This window comes from Streptomyces sp. MA5143a (assembly GCF_900290235.1).
Taxonomy (GTDB): domain Bacteria; phylum Actinomycetota; class Actinomycetes; order Streptomycetales; family Streptomycetaceae; genus Streptomyces.
In genome coordinates, this window is the sequence record NZ_OLMK01000033.1 from 1 (window position 1) to 22,176 (window position 22,176).

The 22,176-nt window shown below is 72.6% G+C and carries 23 protein-coding genes and 1 pseudogene; 10 read left to right on the forward strand and 14 right to left on the reverse strand.

Going from position 1 to position 22,176, the window contains the following annotated elements; translation table 11 throughout:
• Positions 1-744 (reverse strand): helix-turn-helix domain-containing protein (locus SMA5143A_RS43900; RefSeq protein ID WP_258193558.1); only part of this gene is annotated, 744 nt, incomplete at its 3' end.
• Positions 745-964: 220 nt separating this feature from the next.
• Between SMA5143A_RS43900 and SMA5143A_RS16445 the strand changes: the two genes are divergently transcribed.
• The 3 genes from SMA5143A_RS16445 to SMA5143A_RS16455 all read left to right on the forward strand — a co-directional run bounded on the left by SMA5143A_RS16445 (position 965) and on the right by SMA5143A_RS16455 (position 2,796).
• Positions 965-1,618 (forward strand): hypothetical protein, encoded by a 654-nt coding sequence (locus SMA5143A_RS16445; RefSeq protein WP_107463666.1) that lies wholly within the window; start codon positions 965-967, stop codon positions 1,616-1,618.
• Between the two features lie 88 nt (positions 1,619-1,706).
• On the forward strand, positions 1,707-2,171 hold the full coding sequence (locus tag SMA5143A_RS16450; RefSeq protein ID WP_107463667.1) for a hypothetical protein: 465 nt from the start codon (positions 1,707-1,709) through the stop codon (positions 2,169-2,171).
• A gap of 109 nt (positions 2,172-2,280) precedes the next feature.
• On the forward strand, positions 2,281-2,796 hold the full coding sequence (locus SMA5143A_RS16455) for a mycothiol transferase (RefSeq protein ID WP_107463668.1): 516 nt from the start codon (positions 2,281-2,283) through the stop codon (positions 2,794-2,796).
• Here the strand turns inward: SMA5143A_RS16455 and SMA5143A_RS16460 are convergent.
• The 5 genes from SMA5143A_RS16460 to SMA5143A_RS16480 all read right to left on the reverse strand — a co-directional run bounded on the left by SMA5143A_RS16460 (position 2,778) and on the right by SMA5143A_RS16480 (position 8,248).
• A complete protein-coding gene (locus tag SMA5143A_RS16460) occupies positions 2,778-3,848 on the reverse strand; it encodes an adenosine deaminase (RefSeq protein ID WP_107463669.1) in 1,071 nt (356 codons plus the stop codon). The genes SMA5143A_RS16455 and SMA5143A_RS16460 overlap by 19 nt on opposite strands.
• An 80-nt stretch (positions 3,849-3,928) precedes the next feature.
• On the reverse strand, positions 3,929-4,321 hold the full coding sequence (locus SMA5143A_RS16465) for a VOC family protein (RefSeq protein ID WP_107463670.1): 393 nt from the start codon (positions 4,319-4,321) through the stop codon (positions 3,929-3,931).
• Positions 4,322-4,492: 171 nt separating this feature from the next.
• Positions 4,493-5,737 carry a hypothetical protein gene (locus tag SMA5143A_RS16470; protein ID WP_107463671.1) on the reverse strand — a complete coding sequence of 415 codons (1,245 nt, stop codon included), beginning with the start codon at positions 5,735-5,737 and terminating at the stop codon, positions 4,493-4,495.
• 145 nt (positions 5,738-5,882) lie between these two features.
• The gene (locus tag SMA5143A_RS16475) at positions 5,883-7,250 is read right to left on the reverse strand and encodes a phospholipase (RefSeq protein WP_107463672.1); all 1,368 of its coding nucleotides are present in this window, start codon (positions 7,248-7,250) and stop codon (positions 5,883-5,885) included.
• Positions 7,251-7,360: 110 nt separating this feature from the next.
• Positions 7,361-8,248, reverse strand: coding sequence for a glycoside hydrolase family 19 protein (locus tag SMA5143A_RS16480; RefSeq protein WP_107463673.1), 888 nt, complete (start codon positions 8,246-8,248; stop codon positions 7,361-7,363).
• A gap of 241 nt (positions 8,249-8,489) precedes the next feature.
• On the opposite strand from SMA5143A_RS16480, the gene SMA5143A_RS16485 reads away from it, so the two are divergent.
• The 3 genes from SMA5143A_RS16485 to SMA5143A_RS16495 all read left to right on the forward strand — a co-directional run bounded on the left by SMA5143A_RS16485 (position 8,490) and on the right by SMA5143A_RS16495 (position 11,290).
• Complete coding sequence (locus SMA5143A_RS16485) at positions 8,490-9,533, forward strand: acyl-CoA dehydrogenase family protein (RefSeq protein ID WP_107463674.1); 1,044 nt, start codon at positions 8,490-8,492, stop codon at positions 9,531-9,533.
• A gap of 89 nt (positions 9,534-9,622) precedes the next feature.
• The gene (locus SMA5143A_RS16490) at positions 9,623-10,276 is read left to right on the forward strand and encodes a dihydrofolate reductase family protein (RefSeq protein ID WP_107463675.1); all 654 of its coding nucleotides are present in this window, start codon (positions 9,623-9,625) and stop codon (positions 10,274-10,276) included.
• Positions 10,277-10,378: 102 nt separating this feature from the next.
• A complete protein-coding gene (locus SMA5143A_RS16495) occupies positions 10,379-11,290 on the forward strand; it encodes an N-acetyltransferase (RefSeq protein WP_107463676.1) in 912 nt (303 codons plus the stop codon).
• An 18-nt stretch (positions 11,291-11,308) separates the two neighbouring features.
• Here the strand turns inward: SMA5143A_RS16495 and SMA5143A_RS16500 are convergent, their stop codons facing one another.
• From SMA5143A_RS16500 to SMA5143A_RS44765, 5 genes are all read right to left on the reverse strand, one after another.
• A complete protein-coding gene (locus SMA5143A_RS16500) occupies positions 11,309-12,451 on the reverse strand; it encodes an LLM class flavin-dependent oxidoreductase (RefSeq protein WP_107463677.1) in 1,143 nt (380 codons plus the stop codon).
• Between the two features lie 78 nt (positions 12,452-12,529).
• Entirely contained in the window at positions 12,530-12,706 is a 177-nt protein-coding gene (locus SMA5143A_RS43025) for a hypothetical protein (RefSeq protein WP_181361887.1), read from the reverse strand.
• A gap of 4 nt (positions 12,707-12,710) precedes the next feature.
• Positions 12,711-13,265, reverse strand: a complete 555-nt coding sequence (ssuE, locus tag SMA5143A_RS16505; protein WP_107463678.1) for an NADPH-dependent FMN reductase — start codon at positions 13,263-13,265, stop codon at positions 12,711-12,713.
• Positions 13,266-13,338: 73 nt separating this feature from the next.
• Positions 13,339-13,977, reverse strand: coding sequence for an LLM class flavin-dependent oxidoreductase (locus SMA5143A_RS16510; RefSeq protein WP_375136496.1), 639 nt, complete (start codon positions 13,975-13,977; stop codon positions 13,339-13,341).
• Between the two features lie 98 nt (positions 13,978-14,075).
• On the reverse strand, positions 14,076-14,159 hold the full coding sequence (locus tag SMA5143A_RS44765; RefSeq protein WP_375136497.1) for a putative leader peptide: 84 nt from the start codon (positions 14,157-14,159) through the stop codon (positions 14,076-14,078).
• A gap of 137 nt (positions 14,160-14,296) precedes the next feature.
• Here SMA5143A_RS44765 and SMA5143A_RS16515 point away from each other — a divergent pair.
• Positions 14,297-14,449 (forward strand): annotated as a pseudogene (locus SMA5143A_RS16515) (helix-turn-helix domain-containing protein); the annotation flags it as partial.
• 180 nt (positions 14,450-14,629) lie between these two features.
• On the opposite strand, the gene SMA5143A_RS16520 reads toward SMA5143A_RS16515, so the two are convergent.
• Together SMA5143A_RS16520 and SMA5143A_RS16525 are read right to left on the reverse strand one after the other, a co-directional pair.
• On the reverse strand, positions 14,630-16,717 hold the full coding sequence (locus SMA5143A_RS16520; protein WP_107463679.1) for an MMPL family transporter: 2,088 nt from the start codon (positions 16,715-16,717) through the stop codon (positions 14,630-14,632).
• A 162-nt stretch (positions 16,718-16,879) separates the two neighbouring features.
• The gene (locus tag SMA5143A_RS16525; RefSeq protein WP_107463680.1) at positions 16,880-17,377 is read right to left on the reverse strand and encodes a MarR family winged helix-turn-helix transcriptional regulator; all 498 of its coding nucleotides are present in this window, start codon (positions 17,375-17,377) and stop codon (positions 16,880-16,882) included.
• Between the two features lie 133 nt (positions 17,378-17,510).
• Between SMA5143A_RS16525 and SMA5143A_RS16530 the strand changes: the two genes are divergently transcribed.
• Both SMA5143A_RS16530 and SMA5143A_RS16535 read left to right on the forward strand, forming a co-directional pair.
• Positions 17,511-19,043, forward strand: a complete 1,533-nt coding sequence (locus SMA5143A_RS16530) for an SDR family oxidoreductase (RefSeq protein WP_107463681.1) — start codon at positions 17,511-17,513, stop codon at positions 19,041-19,043.
• A gap of 128 nt (positions 19,044-19,171) precedes the next feature.
• The gene (locus SMA5143A_RS16535) at positions 19,172-20,539 is read left to right on the forward strand and encodes a cryptochrome/photolyase family protein (protein WP_107463682.1); all 1,368 of its coding nucleotides are present in this window, start codon (positions 19,172-19,174) and stop codon (positions 20,537-20,539) included.
• 49 nt (positions 20,540-20,588) lie between these two features.
• Here the strand turns inward: SMA5143A_RS16535 and SMA5143A_RS16540 are convergent, their stop codons facing one another.
• Positions 20,589-21,656, reverse strand: coding sequence for a MerR family transcriptional regulator (locus SMA5143A_RS16540; RefSeq protein WP_107463683.1), 1,068 nt, complete (start codon positions 21,654-21,656; stop codon positions 20,589-20,591).
• 99 nt (positions 21,657-21,755) lie between these two features.
• On the opposite strand from SMA5143A_RS16540, the gene SMA5143A_RS16545 reads away from it, so the two are divergent.
• Complete coding sequence (locus SMA5143A_RS16545; RefSeq protein ID WP_107463684.1) at positions 21,756-22,037, forward strand: sigma factor-like helix-turn-helix DNA-binding protein; 282 nt, start codon at positions 21,756-21,758, stop codon at positions 22,035-22,037.
• Positions 22,038-22,176 lie beyond the last annotated feature (139 nt).

The window sequence follows — 22,176 nt, forward strand, 5'->3', positions numbered from 1 at the left end:
GGGGGTGGGGGTGGGGCTCGGGGACGGGGACATCAACCGGTCTCCTCCGGACGGCGTACGGACCGGTACCGAGCCGTCCGGAGTCGTACGGCCCGCCGCGGGACGCCCGGACGACGACAGGGCGGTGTAACTGCCCAGGGTGGTCAGCAGCGCGACGGCCACGGCGGCGGAGGCCAGGACCGGCCGCCGACGGTGCCAGGGACGGCGGGAAGGAGATGCGGGGGTGACAGCCTTCGGGGCTGTGCTGGGCACCGGGGACCCGGCCTCGTGGAAATCGGTCCCGGCTCCGGCCACGGACGCGGCATGCAACCCGGCGACGGCTCCGGCCTCGGCTCCGGCTCCGGCTTCTATACCGGCCTCGGCCTCAGCCTTGGTTTGCGCCTCTGCCCTTGCTTCCGTGTCGGCCTTCGTTGCCGCCTCTGCCGCTGTCCCAGCCTCGGCCCCGGCCCCCTTACCGCCACTGGCCCCGGCGCCAGCCGTCCGCGCCCGCTGGCGGGCCGCGACCGCCAGGAGCCACAGACGGTGCAGTTCCACCCGTTCCTCCGCCGTCGCCCCGCAGAGCGCGGCGAACCGCTCCACGGGGGCGAAGTCCGTGGGGACCGTGTCACCGGCGCAGTAACGGTGCAGCGTCGACGTGTTCATGTGGAGCCGACGGGCCAACTGGCCGTAACTACGGTCCGTGCCCTCCTTCAGTCGGGTGAGCCACGCCGCGAATGCCTGGACGTCCTCCGGAGCTGCCGACACTTCTCTCCCTGCCCTCCCCATCCCGGGACGGCATCCCAGGACTCCATATACCTGCACGTCAGAGGGGCTGGGATGGTTCCACCCCGGTGGATGCGTCCCACATCGTTGCGTCGCTGTCCGGCGACAGCGGATGCTCTTGGTGTCGCACCGACCAGGCGGGACGGACCACCCGGCGTCGGCGGCACCCAGACATCCACGTACTCGTTCATGGGGGACATCCATGCCCAAGCGCACCCGAGCAGGCGCGCTCACCGCACTCCTCGCCACCTGCCTCGCGGCGGGCTCCGCGGTCACGGTGACCGCCTCACCCGCGAGCGGCGCAGCCGCGGCCGGCGCATCGGCGCCCGCGACGAATGCCAGCGCCGCACCGAAGTTCCTCTCGGCGTCACAACTCCCGCCCCACCCGTCGTCCTCCTGGCGGGCCGGCAAGGTCACCGACGGTGTGCCCGAGGAGTACCAGTACTGCCTGGGCGACGCCCTCCTGGCGTACGACGCACGGCACCGTGTCTTCCGCACCGACCTGGAAACCAGCGCCAGACAGCTCAACATCGTCGTCGGCAGCGCCGCCAAGGCCAAGGCTCTCGCCGCGCGGCTGAACAAGGACTACCGGAAGTGCGCGGCCCGCATCGACGCCGATCCCGACCTCAAGGCCCAGTACCGGGACTACGGCTCGCTGCCGGTCGAGGAGGGCGCCCGCGTCCACGGGCTGCACGTCCGGACGTCCTGGGGCGCGACGGACGTCCAGCTGCTCTCGGTCGGCCGGGACGGCAGGACCGTCACCGTCGTCGACTGGGCGCAAATGGGCGACTTCAAGAGCGCGCCGGTCAAGGCGTTCAAGAAGACGACGACCACGGCCGTGAACAAGCTCCACTGAGCCCACCGCCGCCGACCGGCACCACTGACCACACGATCACTTGATCACTTGATCACGCGACAGCAGTTTGAGAAAACCGGGGAATCACATGAACAGCACGCGCACCATCCGCCGTACCGCTCTGGCCGCGAGCCTCGCCCTGGCCCTCGGCCTCGGCATGACGGCCACCGCGTCCGCCGGCGGTCCGCGCACCGTCAGCGGCAAGCCCTCCGACGCGGTGACCCGTATCGCCGACTTCTACGGCGCCTACATCGACGCGCAGAGCGGACCGGGCAACGGCGGCAAACTCGCCGAAGAGCTGCGGAAGTACTACCTGACGGCCGATCTGCGCAAGCAGCTCAAGACCTGGGAGGCGAAGAACAACGCGGACGGCGTCCTGCACGCCCAGAACGTGCCCGTGTCGTGGAAGGTCACCGACAACGGCACCGCGAACCACACGGAGGCCGGGATCACCTTCACCTGGGGTGACGGAAAGAAGACCAAGCTCGTCGTCGACATGACCCGCGGCTACAAGATCTTCCACATCGGCACGAAGGGCGCTTCCGGCAGCTGACGGACAGGCCCATGAGGGCTCTGGGGGGCGCGCCCCCGCGGGGGCGTGAGGCGGTGCGGAAGGGGCTGGGGGCGGTGCGGGCGCGGCGTCGATGGCCGATGGTGGACGTATGGATGTGAAGGACGTTCTCATCGACGCGTTCGGCCGGATCAAGGAGGAGGTCCATGCCGCGGTGGACGGGCTCTCCGCCGAGGACCTCCACGCCCGCCCCGCCCCCGGCGCCAATTCCGTCGCCTGGCTGGTGTGGCACCTCACCCGGATCCAGGACGACCATGTCGCCGATGCCGCCGGACTCGACCAGGTCTGGCTGTCCCAGGGCTGGGAGAAGCGCTTCGGGCTGGGTCTGCCGCGCCACGACACGGGTTACGGGCACAGCGCTGCGCAGGTCGGGAAGGTGCGGGTGGACTCCCCCGACCTGCTGACCGGGTACTACGACGCCGTGCACGACCAGACCCTCGGGTATGTGCGCGGGCTGACCGGCCGGAGTCTCGGCCGCATCGTGGACGAGCGCTGGGATCCGCCGGTCAGCCTGGGCGTCCGCCTGGTGAGCGTCCTGGCCGACGATCTTCAGCATGCCGGCCAGGCCGCGTACGTACGGGGTCTGCTTCAGCGCGCGGACTCGTAGCCCGGCAGCACGACATCCCGGATCAGGGCGTTCCGCTCGTCGAACGGGATGAACGCGCTCTTGAGGGCGTTGACGGTGACGGTGCGCAGGTCGTCGAGGGTCCAGCCGGCCTCCCCGACGAGCAGGCCCATCTCCCGGGTCATGGTCGTCCCGGACACCAGACGGTTGTCGGTGTTGAGGGTGACGCGGAAGCCGAGGTCCTTCAGGGCGGTGATGGGGTGCTCCGCGATGGAGGTGGCCGCGCCGGTCTGGAGGTTGGAGGTGGGGCACATCTCCAGGGCGACTCGGCGGTCGCGGACCCAGGAGGCGAGGCGGCCGAGCTTGCCGTCGACGATGTCCTCGGTGAGGCGGACGCCGTGGCCGACGCGCTGGGCGCCGCAGACCTGGAGGGCCTGGTGGATGCTGGGCAGGCCGTGGGCCTCGCCGGCGTGGATCGTGAAGGGGACGCTCTCGCGGCGCAGGTGCTCGAAGGCGGCCAGGTGGTCGGCGGGCGGGAAGCCGTCCTCGGCGCCCGCGATGTCGAAGCCGACGACACCGGCGTCCCGGAAGGCGACGGCCAGGTCGGCGGCCTCGCGGACCCGGTCGAACATCCGCATTCCGCACAGCAGCGTGCCGACGCGGACCGGGGTGCCCTGGGCCGCCGCCTTGGCCATACCGGCGGCGAGGCCCTCCTGCACGGTCTCGACGACCTCGGCCAGGGCCAGCCCGCCCCTGGTGTTCAGCTCGGGGGCGTAGCGGACCTCGCCGTAGACGACGCCGTCGGCGGCGAGGTCGAGCACGTACTCCTCGGCGGCGCGCAGCAGGCCCTCACGGGTCTGCAGCACGGCGAGGGTGTGCTCGAAGGTGGCTATGTACCGCACCAGGTCACCGGAGTTGGCGGCCTCGTAGAACCAGGCGGCGAGGCCCTCCGGGTCGGTCTCGGGAAGGGTGTGGCCGACCTCCGCCGCGAGCTCGACGAGGCTCGCGGGGCGCAGACCGCCGTCGAGGTGGTCGTGCAGGACGACCTTGGGGAGGCGGCGGATGGTGTCGGCGTCGATGCGGGGCGCGGTCATGGCGTTCGTTCCTCGGCAGGTGGTGCGGTGGGTGTGCGGCGGGTGCGCCGGTCGGGTCCGGGGGCGACCCGGCAGGCGGATCAGTCGGCGGGCTGGAGGAGGTCCCAGCGGTTTCCGTACAGGTCCTCGAAGACGGCGACCGAGCCGTACGGCTCGTGGCGCGGCTCCTCCAGGAACCTGACGCCCGAGACCAGCATGCGGGCGTGGTCGCGGGCGAAGTCGTCGGTGTGCAGGAAGAAGCCCACGCGTCCGCCGGTCTGGTCGCCGATCCGGCCGCGCTGTGCCTCGTCCTTGGCCCGGGCGAGCAGCAGTCCGCTGCCCGCGCCCCCGGTGCCCGGCTCGACGACGACCCAGCGGCTGCCGTCGGGCCTCGGGGCGTCCTCCACGAGCCGGAAGCCGAGCGCCTCGGTGTAGAAACGGATCGCCTCGTCGTAGTCGTCGACCACGAGGGTGACCAGGGCGACGCGTCTCATCGGAGGGCCTCTCGGGTGGGGCGCGGTTCACGCGCGGGGCGGAGCGGGGATCTACCGAGGTTCGCTCGGGGTTCCCGGGAGGTTATACGTAACACCTGCCGGACGGCAACTGGCGTGGACGAAGGAGGCCCCCTGCGGTCAGCAGGGGGCCTCACCGGCGGGAACGCCGCCTCAGTCGCCCGGCGATGCCTTGCGGAGGGCGGCGATGCAGGTGTTGAGCGCCTGCTGGAGTTCCTCCAGGCGCTGGAGCATGTCGTCCTCGTAGATCGCGTCGAGGTCCACGGCGTCGTCGAGGGTCAGCTCCTCGAAGACCTTCGTCGCCTTCTGGAGGCTGCTGTAGAACTTCGTGCGGCGTTCCTGGACCCGCAGCTCGGGGTTCGACTCGACGGTCTGGACGACGAGCTCCTTGACGGTGTCGTACGCCTCCGTCGCCCACTCGCCGGTGTCCTCGTCGTCGTCCAGCTCGTCGATGAGGGACAGGTGCCGCTCGGCCTCGGCGCGCAGTTCGGCGGGGGCGTCGATGACCTGCCCGGCGGGGGTCTTGACCTGGCCGTTCTCCACGATCTGCCGGACGTACCCGATACGGGTCGCGGCCTGGGTCTCGCTGGCGACCGCCTTCTTCAGCTCCTCCGTGCGCGCGATGTCCCGGGCGAGTTCGGTCTGGAGGGAGGGGTCCTCCTTGAGCCGGTCCAGGAGAGCGGTGCGGGCCGCCTGGGCGGTGGAGGGGTCGGCGAGGATCGCGGCGCGCAGCGCGGTGGGGTTCTCGGCGACCTCCAGGGCCTTGGTGGGGCGGATGCCCTCGGCCTCGGCGGCCGCGGTGATGGCGGTGCCCCGGTCCGAGGTCGCGCTGGAGCGGGAGCTGTAGTACGACAGCCAGACGTCCGAGTCGGGCAGATCGATCTCGGCGCCGGGGGCGAGCGCCTCGAAGTGCGGGACCATGCCGTCGTCGGCCGCCTTGTCCCACGCCTTGTAATAGCGCATGACCCGCTCCGGCGAGCACCCGGCCAACTCCGCGAACCGCCTGGCGGACACCTTCACGGTCTCGCCGGGCAGTTCCCCGCCGGGCCGCACGCTCCGTGCCACCTTCAGGGCGAACGCCCAGCCGCCGGTGCGGGCGTACACGCCGAAGTCATGGGCGTCACGTGCGACTTGCTCGTCAACGACGTCCTCGGCCCCCTCGCCCGCTTCGGCGTCCGGCGCGGCGGTGGCAGCGACGGCGTCACCCGGGGCCTGGGCCGGCACCAGGCCGGCGGGGGTGTCCGACGGGCCCTCAGCACGCGCCTCGTCCGACCTGGCGTCGGCGGTGGCGCCCGGCTCGACCCAGATTCCCTCGTCCTGCGCCGGCACTCCCCCGGTCGTCGGCGTCTCGTCGGCGGGCGGTACGGCCGACGCGGAGTGGGCGGTGGTTACGCTCACGGATGACTCTCCCGAGTGGTGACGAACGACAGGGCAGAACAGGCAGCCTATATGAACCGCTTGGTGCCGCTTTGTGCCCCGATGCCGCGCGCGTGTGTCGTCGCTCGCCCCGCCCGGAAGAGTTCACCGGCGAGGTACTTCCACCCTACGGATAGGTGTATGTGTTCAGGGTCGTGACCGCCGAAGCCGCGTTGCCCAGGTTGTAGTGGTCGACCGCGAGGAAGTTCGGCTTCTTGCGGGCGGCCGGCTGGCAGAAGCGCTGGGCTCGGTCGGCCAGCTTCGCATTGTCGTTGCCGGCGGTGCCGGTGATGCCGACGTCACGGAAGTGGTTCATGACGAACAGCGGCTTGAACGCGGACTCGGTGCGGGTGAGCGGGATGTTGGTGTTGGCGTCGTACCAGCGGCTGTAGCAGGACCAGTCGGAGGAGCCGATGCCGCCGCCCATGGACCAGTAGTTCTCGACGGTCCACTCCTTCTGGTACATGACGCCGAAGGTGTCGCGGGTGAGGCCGGATGCCTGGTCGGAGGCGCGGCTGCGGTCGGTGAAGAGGAGCAGGCGGTCGTTCGCGGCGATCAGATCGGCCATCTTCGGCCAGCCGCTGGTGCGTACGCCGGTCCGGTCGGGCCGGTACAGCACGTCGGACAGGCCGTTGACACGGGCGAGTTCGGAGCGCAGGACGGCCGGGTCGACATAGTCCTCCAGGAACACGGTGAGGAACTGGTCGGGGTTCTGCTTGAGGAAGTCGACCATGTGCTGGATGTCGACCCAGAGGGCGACGGGCCGGCTGACGAGGGTGCAGCTGTTGTGGCAGAGGATCGCGCCGTCGGGGGTCTGGTGGATGTCCAGCATGAATCCGCGTACGCCGTCGGCGAGTTGCTGGTTGATGCCTCGCGTCTGGTTCGGAACGAGGTTGACGAAGGGGGGTGCGAAGCCGCCGTCGACGCCGTTGGCGTAGGCGTTGTGGGCGGTGAGGAACGTGACCTGGTCCAGGGTGCGTTGCCCGGCGGGCGGCATGGGGTCGGTGGTGGGGTTGACCGGGGTGAGGTACCAGGTGGCCAGGTCGCCCGCCCCTCCGGTGACCAGCGGTGCGGGGTAGTTGGCGCCGGAGGGCTTGGCGCCGACCGTGAGGTAGCGCTCGGCGCCGGGCACCTTGAGCCGGTGGCGGCCGGATCCGAGGTCGGTGATGTCCCAGGCGGCGTCTCCGCTGGTGCAGGCGACCGTTCTGGACTGGTCGCCGGAGCGGCCGAGACAGCTGCCCGCGGCGTCCACGCTCTCCAGCACGTACGAGGTTCCGCTTGCCCGCAGCGTCCACTGTTGGCGGTCCTCGTTGCCCTTGGGCCGGTGCTGTTCCACCGCTCCCCCGCTGTCGGCCGCGTTGAGCCCGGTGACGGCGCTCTGCACGTAGTAGGCGCCCGGAGCGGGAACCGCGGCGGAGGCCGCGGGCGCGGGCGCGGCCACGACGGCGGCCAGCGCCACGGCGGCCGCGAGCGAGGTGGTACGGGGACTTGGCATGGGGGTGCCCTTCGTCGGAGCAGGGACGGGAGCGGGGCCCGGCCGCGACGAGGCGGGCCGGACCCCGGCGTCGAAGTCAGGTGCATGACATCATGGCGAAGGGGTCGCCGTCAGCAGTACAGGTTGCCGCCCGGCGAAGTCCCGAGGATCTGTACGAACCGCTGGTAGGCGCTCACCCGGCTCTGGACCTGCGCCGGGTTCTTGCCGTCGCACTCCAGCGAGCCGTTGATGCTGCGGATGGTGTGACCGAAGCCCGCTCCGGTGACCATCGCGTGGTGACCGGTCATGCTGCCGGGGCCGGTCTGGGTGTTCCAGTACCACAGGGCGGTCTTCCAGGCGACGGCCGCGTCGTTCTGCACCAGCCAGGGGTTGCCCAGCAGGTTGAGGCCCAACGCGTCGCCCGCCGCCTTGTAGTTGAAGTTCCAGCTGAGCTGGATCGGGCCGCGTCCGTAGTAGGCCGCCTGTCCGGCGGGGCAGCCGTAGGGCCTGCTCCAGTCGCAGTAGGTGGGGTAGTTGGCGGTGTTCTGCTCGACGATGTGGACCAGTCCGCCCGTCTCGTGGTTGACGTTGGCGAGGAACGCCGCAGCCTCCTGCTTCCTGACGGTGTCGCTGCCGGTCGTGGCGAAGGCCGGGAACGCGCTCATGGCCGCCCGCAGCCCGCTGTACGAGTAGAACGAGTTCCGGTTCGGGAACATCTGGTTGAACTGCGCCTCGCTCACCACGAACCCGGAGGGGTTGGTGGGACCGTTCTCGCAGGCGTACGGCTCCCAGTACCAGGTGCTGATGGTGGGGTCGTAGCCCGGATTGGCATGCTCGGCTATGTAGGCCCTGCCGTCGGTGTAGCGGACGATGTCACCGGCGGCGTAGGAGCGGCCCGCCACCCAGTTCGGGTAGCTGGAACAGGGAGCGGCGCTCGCGCTCTGGGCGGGCAGCAACAGGGGGGTGGAACCGCCGATGACCAGCGCGGTCAGCAGGGCGGAGAGTCGGCGCCTCGACACGGGATCAACTCCTTCGTGGGGCACGGCCGCACCCGGGCGAGGCTCCTCGGGGCATGACGGGGACGGACCTCGCGCGCACGCGCCGACGGAGCCGGCCACGGTGCGGGGCGGCCGTGGTGGGGGGTGTGGTGGCACACTCAACCGCGTTGGTCTGTACCAGTCAAGGGTGTAGACCAGTCAAAGACACGTCGGCGAAGCGAAAAGGTGATCTTCCGGGGGCGGGGGCGGGGAGAATCCCCCCATGACCACGTCACCGCATCCTCTCGTCGTCCGGGCGCGCAGTCTCGCCGCCGAAGTGCTGGCGCCTCAGGCCGAGCGCGTCGATCAGGAGCAGGTGCCCGCGAGCAGCATCGAGGCGATCAAGAGGTCGGGGCTGCTGGGAGTGAACGCGCCGCAGGCGTACGGCGGCTCGGGGGCGCCGAACTCCGTGGCGCGGGAGATCGCGGAGATCCTGGCGGGCGCGTGCTGCGCGACGTGGTTCGTGCAGACCCAGCACTACACACCCGTACTGACCCTCACCAAGACCGAACTCCCGGCCAAGGAACGGCTGTTGGCGAAGCTGGCGACGGGTGAGCTGCTGTCCGGGGTGGCATACGCGCATCTGCGGAGGTATCCGCGGGTACCGGTCCGGGCCGTGCCCAAGCGCGGCGGCTGGCGGTTCCACGGGACGGTCCCCTGGTACACGGGGTGGGGCCTGAACGATGTGATGCTGCTGGCCGGGGTCACGGACGCCGACGAGGTGGTGTTCGCGTTCACGGAGGCCGGACAGCAGTCGGGGTTGAAGGCGTCGCCGCCGATGCGGCTGGCCGCGCTGACCGCCGCCCGCACGGTCTCGCTCCAGCTCGACGGACTGTGGATCCCCGACGAGGCGGTGGCCCTGCACGCCCCGTACGAGAGCTGGGCGGCGGGCGACCGGCCCAAACCGGCGAACGCCTCGCCGGCCGTGTTCGGCGTCGCGGAGTCGGCGCTGGCGCTGCTGGACCAGGACGACCCCACGACGAAGGGGCTGCGACTGCGGCTGGACAAGGTGCGGCGGCAGGCGTACGCCCTCGCCGACCACCCGGCGCCGCACGAGCACATGGAGGAGCGGCTGGCGCTCAAGACGAAGGCGTTCGATCTGATGCGGACGGCGACGACCGCCGCGCTCGTCACCGGCGGCGGGCGCGCCCTCGACCTGGACAACCGTGCGCAACGTCTCGCGCGTGAGGCGATGTTCCTGCTGGTGCAGGGACAGACGGCGGAGGTGCGCCGGGCCCATCTGGGGGCACTGTCGGCCGCGTACTGAAGGGGCGGCGCGTCCCGAGGAGCCATCATCGTTCCAGCGCCGCGTCGTTCCGACGCGGCTCGAACGGCAACGGAAAGGAGGCGCCGGCCATGCCCCTCGCCCGCGTCCACAACTTCTCCATCTCGCTCGACGGTTACGGCACCGGAGAGGGCCTGAGCCGTGACGCGCCCTTCGGACACGCCGGTGAGAGGTTGCACCAGTGGATGTTCGCCACCCGGTGGTGGCACGAGCTGACCGGCGGGTCCGGTGGGCAGGGCGGGCTCGACGACACCTTCGCGCGGCGGTTCGCGCCCGGCATCGGCGCGGAGATCATGGGCGCGGGAAAGTTCGGCTACCCCGGATGGCACGACGACCCCGAGTGGAAGGGATGGTGGGGGCCCAACCCGCCGTTCCACACGCCGGCGTTCGTCCTGACCCGTCATCCGCGCCCGTCGCTCGCCATGGAGGGCGGCACGACGTTCCACTTCCTCGACGCCCCGCCCGCCGAAGCGCTGGAGCGGGCCCGTGAGGCCGCGGGCGGCCAGGACGTCCGGATCGGCGGAGGACCCACGGTGGTCCGCGACTTCCTCGCCGCCCGGCTCATCGACCATCTGCACGTCGTGGTGGTCCCGCTCCTGCTCGGCCGGGGTGTCCGGCTCTGGGACGGGCTGGAGGGCGTGGAGGAGGACTACGCGGTCGAGTCCGTGTCCTCGCCCAGCGGCGTCACCCATCTGACGTTCACCCGTGTGGGCGTCACACCGTGATGTCCGCGATCCCCTGGAGCCGGCCGCCCCGACGCCGTACCCTCGCCCCCGTACCGCATCGCATGGCGGGCTTCCGACACGTTCTCCGACCGGAGGTCCCCCATGCCCGCGCCGCAGGTGCGCCCGTTCCGCCGCGCCGACCGTGACCAGCTCACCGACCTGATCAACACGCATGTCGCCGCCGTCGTCCCCGGTGTGTCCGTCTCCGTGAACACGGTGCTCAGCGATCTCGAACGCCGCCCGGAGGAATTCCTCACCGACCCCTGGGTGAACGAGCGGGTCACCCTCGTCGCCGAGCGGCGCGACCACCTCGTGGCCGCCGCCCATCTGCTGCGCTACCGGGCGGACGACGAGGTCGGCCCGCGCTACCGGGACGTCGGCGAGGTCGGCTGGTTCGTCGGCCGGGTCCCGGCGTCCTTCCAGCCGGACACCGAGGAGGCCGCGGACCTGCTGATGAGTGCCTGCCTGGCGCAGCTGGCCCGGTGGGGCGTGCGCGCCCGGTACGCGGACGGGGGGCTTCCCGCCCCGGCCGTGTACGGGGTGCCACGGGCCTGGCCGCACATCCGCGCCGTCTACGAACGTGCGGGCTTCGGGCACGTGGGCGACACCGAGGTCGTGTTGATCGCCCGCGTCGGCGACCTGCCGGACCCGGAGCCGAGGCGGGGCGTCACGGTCGACCGCACGCTGGGCGAGTGCGGCACCCGCCTCACGGCCCGCGCCGCCGGCCGGGCGCTCGGCTTCATAGAGGTGGACACGGCCCTGTTCCGCCCCGAGCGCCACACCCGCGGCTCCGGTCTGGCCGACATCGGCAATCTGAGCATCGCCCCCTCGGTACACGCGGACGGTCTGGAGCACTGGCTTCTCGGGCAGGCCGCCGACTGGCTGCGCCTGTGCGGGGTGGACCGTCTGCTGGCCTACGAGGCGGCGGCCGACCGGGCGGCGATCGACCGGTTGACCTCGGCGGGCTTCCGCGAACTGACCCGGACCGACCGCCACTGGGAGCACCGCCCCTGACGACCACGTGACGTCCCCTCAGCTCGCGAAGGGCACCTGGGCCGGCGACACGGCCTGACCGACGGAGGGATGCCGCCACAGGCCCTCGGCGGCGAGCCGCGGGAGGACACCCTCGCCGAACCAGTACGCCTCCTCCAGGTGCGGGTACCCGGACAGGACGAACTCGTCGATGCCGAGGGCGTGGTACTCCTTGACGCGCTCGGCGACCTCCGCGTGACTGCCTACCAGTGCGGTGCCCGCGCCGCCGCGCACCAGGCCGATCCCGGCCCAGAGGTTGGGGTGGATCTCCAGGCTGTCGCGGCGGCCCCCGTGCAGGGCGAGCATGCGCTGCTGGCCCTCGGACTCGCTGCGGGCGAGCCCGGCCTGCACGGACCGTACGGTCGCCGGGTCGAAGCCGTCGAGCAGACGGTTCGCCTCCGCCCAGGCCTGCTCGGCGGTGTCACGGGTGATGACGTGCAGCCGGACGCCGAAGCGGAGGGTGCGGCCCCGTTCGGCCGCGAGCCCCTTGATCCAGGCGATCTTCTCGGCGACCAGGGCCGGTGGCTCGCCCCAGGTGAGGTAGACGTCGGCGTGCCGGGCGGCGATCTCCCCGGCGAGGGGCGAGGAGCCGCCGAAGTACACCTCCGGCACCGGGTCGGGCACCCGCGCCAGCCTGGCGTCCTCGACCCGCAGGTGCTCGCCCTTCAGATCGACGGTCTTGCCCTCCCACAGGTCCCGCACGATCTCCAGGAACTCACCCGTACGGCGGTACCGGTCGTCCTTGTCGAGAAAGTCGCCGTAGGCCCGCTGCTCATGGCTCTCGCCTCCGGTGACGACGTTCAGGAGGAGTCGCCCGCCGGACTGCCGCTGGAAGGTCGACGCCATCTGCGCGGCCAGCGTGGGCGAGACGAAGCCGGGGCGGAAGGCGACCAGGAACTTCAGGCGTTCGGTGTGTTGGCTGACCATGGCCGTGGTCAGCCAGGCGTCCTCGCACCAGGCACCGGTGGGGGTCAGCGCGCCGACGAAGCCGAGGTCCTCGGCGGCGCGGGCGATCTGGCTCAGATAGGCGACCGTCGGCGGCCGGTCCCGGCCGGACTCGGTGGCGGGGGTGCCGTGGCCGCCGCCGACGACATGGCGGCTGTCGCCGTTGGTGGGCAGGAACCAGTGGAAGGCGAGGGACACGTGGGGTCTCCGTTCGGGAAGGTCCGGGAACAGGTCGTCGGGGATGCCGCTCAGAGCAGGCCGTGGCGTGGAGGCCGGCTACCGCTCAGCGACGGTGAGGGCTCCGGCATCGTCGGTGATGACCTCGGCGGCCAAGGTGCCCGCCGGGGCGGCGGTCGGGACGGCGGCCGGGGCGGCGGCCGGGGCGGCGGTGGGGGCGTCGATCGGGACGGCGGTCGGAGGGCCGGTCTGTGTGTCGGTCGGTGTGCCGGTCACGGCGTCAGCTCGCCGCGGCCAGGACGGGCACGGGGCCGAGGGCGGTCAGGAACTGGTCGACGACCTGGCCCAGCGCCTCGGCCGTGGCCGGGGCGACCGTGACCCTGCCGTCCTCGGCCACGGTGATGTCCTTGTCGAGGGTGAACCAGCCGGGGACGATGTGCCGGGCGCCCATGGAGCTGAGGACCGGACGCAGCGCGTAGTCGAGGGCGAGGACGTGCGCGGTGCTGCCTCCGGTGGCCAGGGGCAGCACGGTCTTGCCGGTGAGGGCGTACTGCGGGAGCAGGTCGAGCAGGGCCTTGAGGACTCCGGAGTAGGCGGCTTTGTAGACGGGGGTGCCGATGACGACGCCGTCGGCGCGGGCGAACAGCGCGGCGGCCTCGACGACGGCCGGGTGCGCGAAGTCCGCCCCGAGGAGTGCGTCGGCGGGGATGGTGCGGACGTCGAGCGGGACGACCTCGTGCCCGTGGGCGGTCAGGCGGGCGTCGAGGTGACGCAGGAGCCTGGCGGTGCGGGAGGAGGCGGAGGGGCTGCCGGAGACGGACAGGACGGTGGCCATGGGTTCTCTTTCTGTGGAACGGGCGCCGCGGCGAGGACGGCGTCCCGGGAAGGCGTGTGGTCGAGTGGGGCGGTCAGGCGTGCGCGGGCACGGTCACCGCCCTGGCCCCAGCCTCGGTTTCGGGCCCGGCCTCCGGAAGCCGTGCCTCCAGTTCGCGTACGAGGGGCAGGACGCGGCGGCCGAAGTACTCGACCTCCTCCTGGTAGTGGAGGAAGCCCAGCAGGAAGAGGTCGACGCCGGGCTTCTTGTAGGCGACGACGCGCTCGGCGATCTGCTCGGGGGTGCCGATGAGGCCCGTACGGAAGCCGTCGTTGTACTGGATCAGGTCCTCGAAGGAGGAGTCCTGCCACATGCCCTTGCCGTCGGCAGTGGACTGCCCGGCCTGCTTGGCGGCGGCGCCGAAGGCCTCGACGGCGTCGCGGTCGGCGTGGGCGACGATCTCCCGGAGGGTGTCGCGGGCCTCGGCCTCGGTGTCACGGGCGATCCGGAGACGACGTTCACCGCGAAACGGCCGTGCGACAGATGGTCGGCGGTGGCGCCGAACTTGGCGAGGACGGCGAGTTCGCGGTTGTAGGCGTAGCCCCAGTCGGTGCGCTGCTCGATCCTGCTGGTGACGAGTCCCCCGCTGACATCGGGGACCCAGTAGGCGAATTTCAGGGGTGCGGCGGGCATGCGGAACTCCTGTCGCGGAATGTTTTCGGGCACGCCGAATTCACGGGGCGCGCGAGTGCCGCGAAAGACGTGCGGGCGCGCTGAATTCAGGCGGGAAAAAGGAGGGTTGTTCGGCGGATCGCGAAGAGAGGGAGGCGATCAGGCCGTGGCGCGACAGGAGGCGCTGGAGACGCGTGCGAGGTCGACGTGGCGTCGCCGCGTGAGTTCCAGTCGCATGTTCATGCCGTCGATCGTGGCAGCCGCCGGTGACGGCAGTCAAGGAGAACCCGACCGGTCTCGTATCGCGGACCATTGAATTTCACGAAGGCGTGACAGGGAAACCCTTGAACGGGCCGGAAATCCGCGCGCATTCTGCTGCGGTGCGAACTGAGCAGCTCGAATACCTGGCGGCGGTGACGAGACTCGGGTCGTTGCGCCGCGCGGCGGAGGAACTGCGCCTGTCGCAGCCCGCGTTGAGCGAGACCGTGCGGAACCTGGAGCGTGAACTCGGGGTGGATCTGCTGGAGCGGCGTGGGGTGCTCACCCACCGGCCGCTCGTGGACGACCGGACCAGGGTGCTGCTGATGCTCCAGCGGCGCCGTGCGGAGTCGGTACCGCGGGCGGCCCGGGAACTGCACGAGGCGTTCGTGCGCCGGGCACGGGAGCTGGGCGCACGGACCGAAGCATGATCCCCAAGGGCCCCCGCGGTCGCCTCAGTCGCCGTCGGCCGCGGTCGTGCCGCGGCTCATGCGGCTCGGCCACCAGGCGCGTTCCCCGATGTCCCGGACCAGGGCCGGCACCAGCAGCGAGCGCACCACGAGGGTGTCCAGGAGCACGCCGAAGGCGACGACGAAGGCGATCTGGGCGAGGAAGGCCAGCGGGATGACGCCCAGCGCGGCGAAGGTCGCGGCGAGCACGACGCCCGCGGAGGTGATGACGCCGCCCGTGGTGACCAGCCCGCGCAGCACGCCCTCGCGCACGCCGTGCCGCAGGGACTCCTCGCGGACGCGGGACATCAAGAAGATGTTGTAGTCGACGCCCAGGGCGACCAGGAACACGAAGCCGTAGAGGGGCACGGACGGATCGCTGCCGGTGAACCCGAACACGTGCTGGAACACGAGCGCGGAGACGCCCAGCGTGGCGAGGAAGTTCAGGGCCACCGTGGCGACCAGCAGAACCGGCAGCGGCAGCGAACGCAGCAGGCCGACCAGGATGAGCAGGATGACCGCGAGGACGACCGGGACGATCAGGGCGCGGTCGCGTTCGGCGGTGCGCAGGGTGTCGTACCGCTGGGCGGTGTAGCCGCCGACGAGGGCGTCCGCGCCGGGCACGGCGTGCAGTCCGGTGCGCAGCCGCGCCACGGTGTCCTTCGCGGCGTCGCTGTCCGCCGCGGCGGTGAGGGTGACGTCGACCCGGACGCGCCCGTCGACGACCAGGGGGCGGCCGCCGGGTCGCCCCGAGCCGCTGACGGCGGCCGCCGAGGCGACCCCGTCGGTGTCGCGGGCCACGGCGAGCACCCGGTCCAGGCGGTCGGCGTCGGCGATGACCACGGCGGGGTTGCCCGAGCCGCCGGGGAAGTGGTCGCCGAGCGTCTGCTGGGCGGCGACGGACGGGGCGTCGTTGACGAAGGTCTCGTCGAGCGGGACCCCCTTGGAGGTGAGCGTCGGCGCGAAGGCGGCCCCGGCGAGCAGGGCGGCCAGGGTCACCGCCCAGACCCGGCGCGGTGCCCGGTCGACGAGGGCGGCGACACGTCGCCACACGCCCTCGCCGGTCGACGCGGACGTGGGCCGGGCGCCGGGCTTCGCGGGCCAGTAGGCGGCGCGGCCCAGCGCGACGAGGACGGCGGGCAGGAACGTGAGCGTGGCGAGGACGGCGCAGCCGATGCCGATGGCGCCGACGGGGCCGAGCGCCCGGTTGTTGGTGAGGTCGCTGAGCAGCAGGGCGAGCAGGCCCAGCGCGACGGTCGCGGCGCTCGCCACGATCGCGCCCCAGGACTGCCTCAGGGCCTCGCGCATCGCGGTGAAGCGGTCGGTTCGGCCGGTGAGTTCCTCACGGAAGCGGGCGGTGAGGAGGAGGGCGTAGTCGGTGGCCGCGCCGATGACGAGGATGGAGAGGATGCCCTGGACCTGTCCGTCGACGCGGACGACTCCCCGGTCGGCGAGGGCGTACACGACGGCGCAGGCGAGACCGAGGGCGAACACGGCGCCGAGGATGATCAGCAGTGGCAGCAGGACGCTGCGGTAGACGAGCAGCAGGATCACCAGCACGGTGACCAGCGCGACGGCGAGCAGCAGGCCGTCGATGCCGGCGAAGGCGTCCGCCAGATCCGCCTGGCTGGCCGCTGGGCCCGCCAATCGCACGGTGGTGCCGGGGACGCGTTCGGCGGCGGCCCGGATCCGGTCGAGGGTGCCGGCCAGGTCGTCGCCCAGGTCGGGCCGGAGCGGGACCACGCCCTGGAGGGCTTCCCGGTCGTCGGAGAGCAGGGCGGGCGAGACCGGTCCGGCCAGGCCGGGGCCGTCGGCGAGGGAAGCGAGGGCACGGCCGGCAACAGCCCGCCGCTCGGGCATGTCCTTCCCCGTCCACACGACGATCACCGGGAGCGTCTCCTCCTGGCGGAAGGCCCGCTGCGCGGCTATGACCTCGGTGGACTCGGCACTGCGCGGCAGGAACGCGGCCTGGTCGTTGGTGGCGACCTCTCCGAGGCGCCCGGCATAGGGGCCGAGGACGCCTCCGACGACGAGCCAGACGGCGATCAGCAGGAGGGGGACGAGCCGGCGGGCGCGTCGGGGGGTGGTGGACATGGCGCTCCAGGCGGGAGGGAGATGACTCAACAGAAAACAATCTCAATGATTGAACTTGTTGACGGGCGCGATCATAGACGGTGCCTGCTCTTCCACGGTCGACCGGCCTTCGGATGCACCCACCGCACGATCACGGCCTTCGGGTGCACCCACCGCACGAGATCAGCGGTGGCGGTCGGCGCCCGTGCCCAGTTCCTCGTTCATCGCCGCGAGGAATCGCAGGACGACGGCCAGTTCCTCACCGGTGAAGCGGGAGCGGGCGGCCTCGGTGGCCTCCGCCAGGGGCCGGAAGTAGGTGCGGGCCGCCGAACGGGCGTCGGCCGCGTAGTACAGGTGGACCACCCGGCGGTCCGCGCTCTCCCGGACGCGCCGTACGTGCCCCGCGCGCTCCAGCCGGTCCACACAGGCGGTGACGGCCCCGGAGGTCAGTCCGAGGTGTTCGCGCAGGCGCTTGGGAGTCATGGGCGCGTCCGCGTCGAGGATCGCCGCGAGTGCCTGGACGTCCGTCGCGTGCAGTCCGTGGTCACCCGCGAACGCGTGCACGAGCCGGTTGATCTCGCCGTTCATCCGGCGCAGGGCGACGGCGAAGGCGTGCAGATCGGTCGCCGCCGCGGCGGGACCCTGCTCCGCGTCCCCCGTCCCCCGTCGCGGGTCGTTCACTGTGGCCACGCGGCAAGGGTAGTCGCCGTACCGATCACTCGATCGCGCGGCGCCGGACCGCCGGCGCATCCGGGGCCGGCCCCGTGGGGGAAGGGATGACCGGGGGACGCCGACACGGAGGACCGAGGGACCGATGACGGGAGAAGCTGAGCGCGGCGCCGGGCCGCTGTGCCTGGTGACCGGTGCGACGGGATACATCGGCGGCCGGCTCGTGCCGGAACTGCTGGAGGCGGGCCTGCGGGTGCGCTGTCTGGCCCGCTCCCCGGAGCGGCTGCGCGACCATCCGTGGGCGGGGGCGGTCGAGGTGGTCCGCGGGGACGTGACCGACGCGGAGTCCGTGGCCCGGGCGATGCGCGGGGTGGACGTCGGCTACTACCTGGTGCACGCGCTCGGCACGGGCGACGACTTCGAGGAGACGGACCGCCGGGCCGCGCGGATCTTCGGGGAGCGGGCGCACGCCGCGGGCGTCGGCCGGCTCGTGTACCTGGGCGGTCTCACCCCGCACGGCGTGCCCGAGGGGGAGCTGTCGCCGCACCTGCGCTCCCGCGCCGAGGTCGGGCGGATCCTTTTGGAGAGCGGTGTGCCCACGGCCGTGCTGCGGGCGGCGGTCGTCATCGGCTCGGGGTCGGCCTCCTTCGAGATGCTGCGCTACCTCACCGAGCGTCTCCCGGTGATGGTGACGCCGAGTTGGGTGCACACCCGGATCCAGCCCGTCGCCGTCCGGGACGTGCTGCGCGCCCTCGTGGGCTGCGCCCGTTTGCCGGACGACGTCAGCCGGGCCTTCGACATCGGCGGCCCGGACGTCCTGACGTACCGCGAGATGATGATCCGGTACGCGGCCGTCGCCGGGCTGCCGCCCCGGCTCATCCTGTCCGTGCCGATGCTCACCCCCGGTCTGTCGAGCCACTGGGTCGGGCTGGTGACGCCCGTACCGGCGTCCATCGCCCGGCCGCTCACCGAGTCGCTGCGGCACGAGGTGGTGTGCCACGAGCACGACATCGCGCGCTACGTGCCGGACCCGCCCGGCCATCCGGTCGGCTTCGACGAGGCGGTGCGGCTCGCCCTGCGGCGGGTGCGCGAGGCCCGGGTGACCACCCGCTGGTCGTCCGCCTCCCTGCCCGGCGCGCCCAGCGATCCGCTGCCCACCGACCCCGACTGGGCGGGCGGCAGCCTCTACACGGACCGGCGCGAGCTGAGCGTGGACGCCCCGTGCGCGTCCCTGTGGCGGGTCATCGAGGGCATCGGCGGCGACAACGGCTGGTACTCCTTCCCCCTCGCCTGGGCCGTACGCGGCTGGCTGGACCGGCTGGCGGGCGGGGTGGGTCTGCGCCGGGGCCGCCGGGACGCCACCCGGCTGCGGGTGGGCGACTCGCTCGACTTCTGGCGGGTGGAGGAGATCGAACGAGGGCGGCTGCTGCGGCTGCGGGCCGAGATGCGGCTGCCGGGTCTGGCGTGGCTGGAGATGTACGCGGACACGGACGACGCCGGCCGCACGGTCTTCCGCCAGCGCGCCCTGTTCCATCCGCACGGCCTGCTCGGTCACGCCTACTGGTGGAGCGTGGCCCCCTTCCACTCCGTCGTGTTCGGCGGCATGGCCCGCAACATCGCGCGGGCCGCGGTGTCGGACGCGGCCGCTCGCGCGCGGAAGCGGGCCCCCACACGGTGACACGCCCCGTGACGGGCGCCGGGACGCGAGCCGGCAGGCCGCCGGTCACGGCACACACCCGGCGCATCCGCCGGAGGCCGCTTCCCGGAAGCAGCAGGTGATCCGTCTTCTCGCACCCGGAGTCCCCCATGAACGTCTCGGTCGTCCTGTTCACCTCCGACCTGCGGCTGCACGACCATCCGCCGCTGCGCGCCGCCCTCGACGGGGCGCGTGAGGTGGTCCCGCTGTTCGTGCGGGACCGGGCCGTCGCGGAGGCCGGGTTCGCGGTGCCCAACCGGCTGGCGTTCCTCGCCGACTGCCTCCGCGATCTCGACTCGGGGCTGCGGGAGCGGGGCGGCCGGCTCGTGGTGCGCTCCGGGGACGTGGTGCGGGAGGTCTGCAAGGTGGCCACCGAGGCGGACGCCGACGAGGTGCATGTCGCGGCCGACGTCAGCGGGTACGCGCGGCGGCGCGAGGAGCGGCTGCGGGACGCCCTGGAGGCGGAGGGCGTACGCCTGCACGTGCACGACACGGTGGTGGGAGCGGTGGATCCCGGCGCGGTGTCGCCCTCCTCCTCGGACCACTTCGCGGTCTTCACACCGTACTTCGGCCACTGGTCGCGGCAGCGGCTGCGCGACCCGCTGGCGGCGCCGCGCACCGTGCGGGTGCCGGACGGGATCGGCTCGGAGGAACTCCCGGCGCGCGACGGGCTCTCGGGGCTGTCGCCGGGGCTGGCCGCGGGTGGCGAGACGGAGGGCCGCGCGCGGTTCGCGGACTGGCTGCGGTCGGGCATCGCCGCGTACGAGGACCGCCACGACGACCTGGCGGGCGACGCGACCTCTCGGCTCTCGCCCCATCTGCACTTCGGCACCCTCTCCCCCGTCGAGCTGGTCCACCGGGCCCGCCGGGTGGGCGGTCCGGGCGCGGAGGCGTTCGTACGGCAGCTGGCGTGGCGGGACTTCCACCGTCAGGTGCTGGCGGCCCGGCCCGCGGCGGCCACCGTGGACTACCGCGCCAAGCACGACACCTGGCGATCCGCACCGGAGGAGGTCCGGGCCTGGCGGGAGGGCCGCACCGGCTACCCCGTGGTGGACGCGGCCATGCGCCAGCTCCTCCACGAGGGCTGGATGCACAACCGGGGCCGCCTCCTCGTCGCGAGCTTCCTCACCAAGACGCTGTACGTCGACTGGCGGGTCGGCGCCCGGCACTTCCTGGACCTGCTGGTCGACGGCGACATGGCCAACAACCAGCTCAACTGGCAGTGGATGGCCGGGACCGGCACCGACACCCGCCCCAACCGGATCCTCAACCCGGTCACCCAGGCCAAGCGGTACGACCCGGACGGGGCGTACGTACGGCGCTGGGTACCGGAGTTGGCGGACGTGGCCGGACCGGCCGTACATGAGCCGTGGAAGCTCCAGGGCCTGGACCGCGCCGCGCTGGACTACCCGGACCCGATCGTCGACCTCGCCGAGGCCCGGGAGCGCTTCCTGCGGGGACGCGCGGGAACGCCGTGACTCCCGGACGACGGCACGCCGGACACAGGGCGTCGCGGTGCCCGGCGGCTCAGGAGGCCCGGCCGTAGAGGTCGGTGAGCATGTCCACCGCCTCGCCGAGCGCCGACGGACGGACCATGCCCTCCGCGGGGCGCCCGTGCCAGCCGGGGCCGCCGAGCACGACGACGGGTTGGCGGCGCGCGCCCTTCACGCCCCAGCGCGCGGCGGCGACATGGCGGGCCAGGGGCACGCTCGCCGTGGAGCGGGCCTGTGCCCAGAGGACGACGGCGGTCGGCCCCAGCCGGTCGACCGCCGCGACGAGGGCCTCCGCGGGCACGGCGGCGCCGAACATCCGGCTGGGCAGACCGAGTTGGCCGAGGGCAGCGTTGAGGGCCTCCAGCGGAAGGGTGTGCTGTTCGCCGGGGACGCAGGCGAGGACCACCGGGCCGGGAGCCGTGGTCTCGTGCCGGGATCCGGCGGGTGGGGCGCAGCGGCGCAGGACCGTGGAGACGTGCCACGACAGCAGGTGTTCGACCTCGACGTAGCGGTCCCCGGACGACTCCCACTTGCGGCCCACCGCGTGCAGCGTCGGCACCATCACCTCCTGCCAGGCGACCGTGACGCCGTACCGCTCGACGATCCCCGCGAGCCGCTCCTCGACGGCCGGCGCGTCGAGCCGTACGGCGGCCCGGGCGAGCCCCCGGCACTCCTGGCGCACATCGGTGGCGGTGGGAGCGGCGGCCCCGGCGGCGGCCCGTGCGGCGGCCCCGGCGGCCGAGGCAGTGGGGGCCGACACCCGCGGCCGTGAGAGGGCCGGCGCACCTCCACCGCCCGCGATCCCACCCAGCTCTCCGCCGTCCTCCCCGTCGTCGGGGGCTCCTCCTCCCGTGCCCTTCTTCGCCGCGCGGGCCGCCTCCGCCGTCGGCACCCCGGCTGAGGTCAGGCGGCACATCGTCTCGACCATCGCGACGTCCTGCGGGGTCCAGCGCCGGTGCCGCCCGTCGGGGCGGACGGCGGGCCCGATGCCGTAGCGCCGGTCCCAGGAGCGCAGCGTCGTGGGTGACACGCCCAGTCTCCGCGCCACGGCCCCGGTGGTGAGCCCCGCGTCGACGGGGGTTTCGTCCCTGAACAGCCCCATACGACGACTATACGATGCAGAAGCGATGCGAGTTGAGCGCGTTCCGTCCCGCCTCGCACGATGACGGCATTCCCACCGCCTACGCGAGGAGCCGTCCTCATGAGCCCTGTCCGCACGGGTGCGCCACCCGCCGCCGACGACGAGCCGGCGCGGGGCCTGGCTGCCGGCGACGAGACATGTCTGGCGCTCGTGTACGAACGCTGGTCGGCGCTGGTGCGCGCGCTCGCCCGGCGGAGCCTCGGCGACACCGCGGAGGCGGAGGACGTCACCCAGACGCAGATCGCGGAACGCACGGGCCTGCCCCTGGGCACGGTCAAGAGCCACACCCGGCGCGGGTTGCGACGCCTGCACGGACGCCTGACCGAGAACGACCACATGTGACCTTCGCCCGACCATCCTCAGTCGCTACATGAACGATGCGGTTCGATCCGGCCCGTCCGTACAGTCCTGCATCCGCCCCGCTCGCCACACCGGAAATGCGGACGGCGGGGCCGAACGACCGCACCGCCGCCCCCGGTCG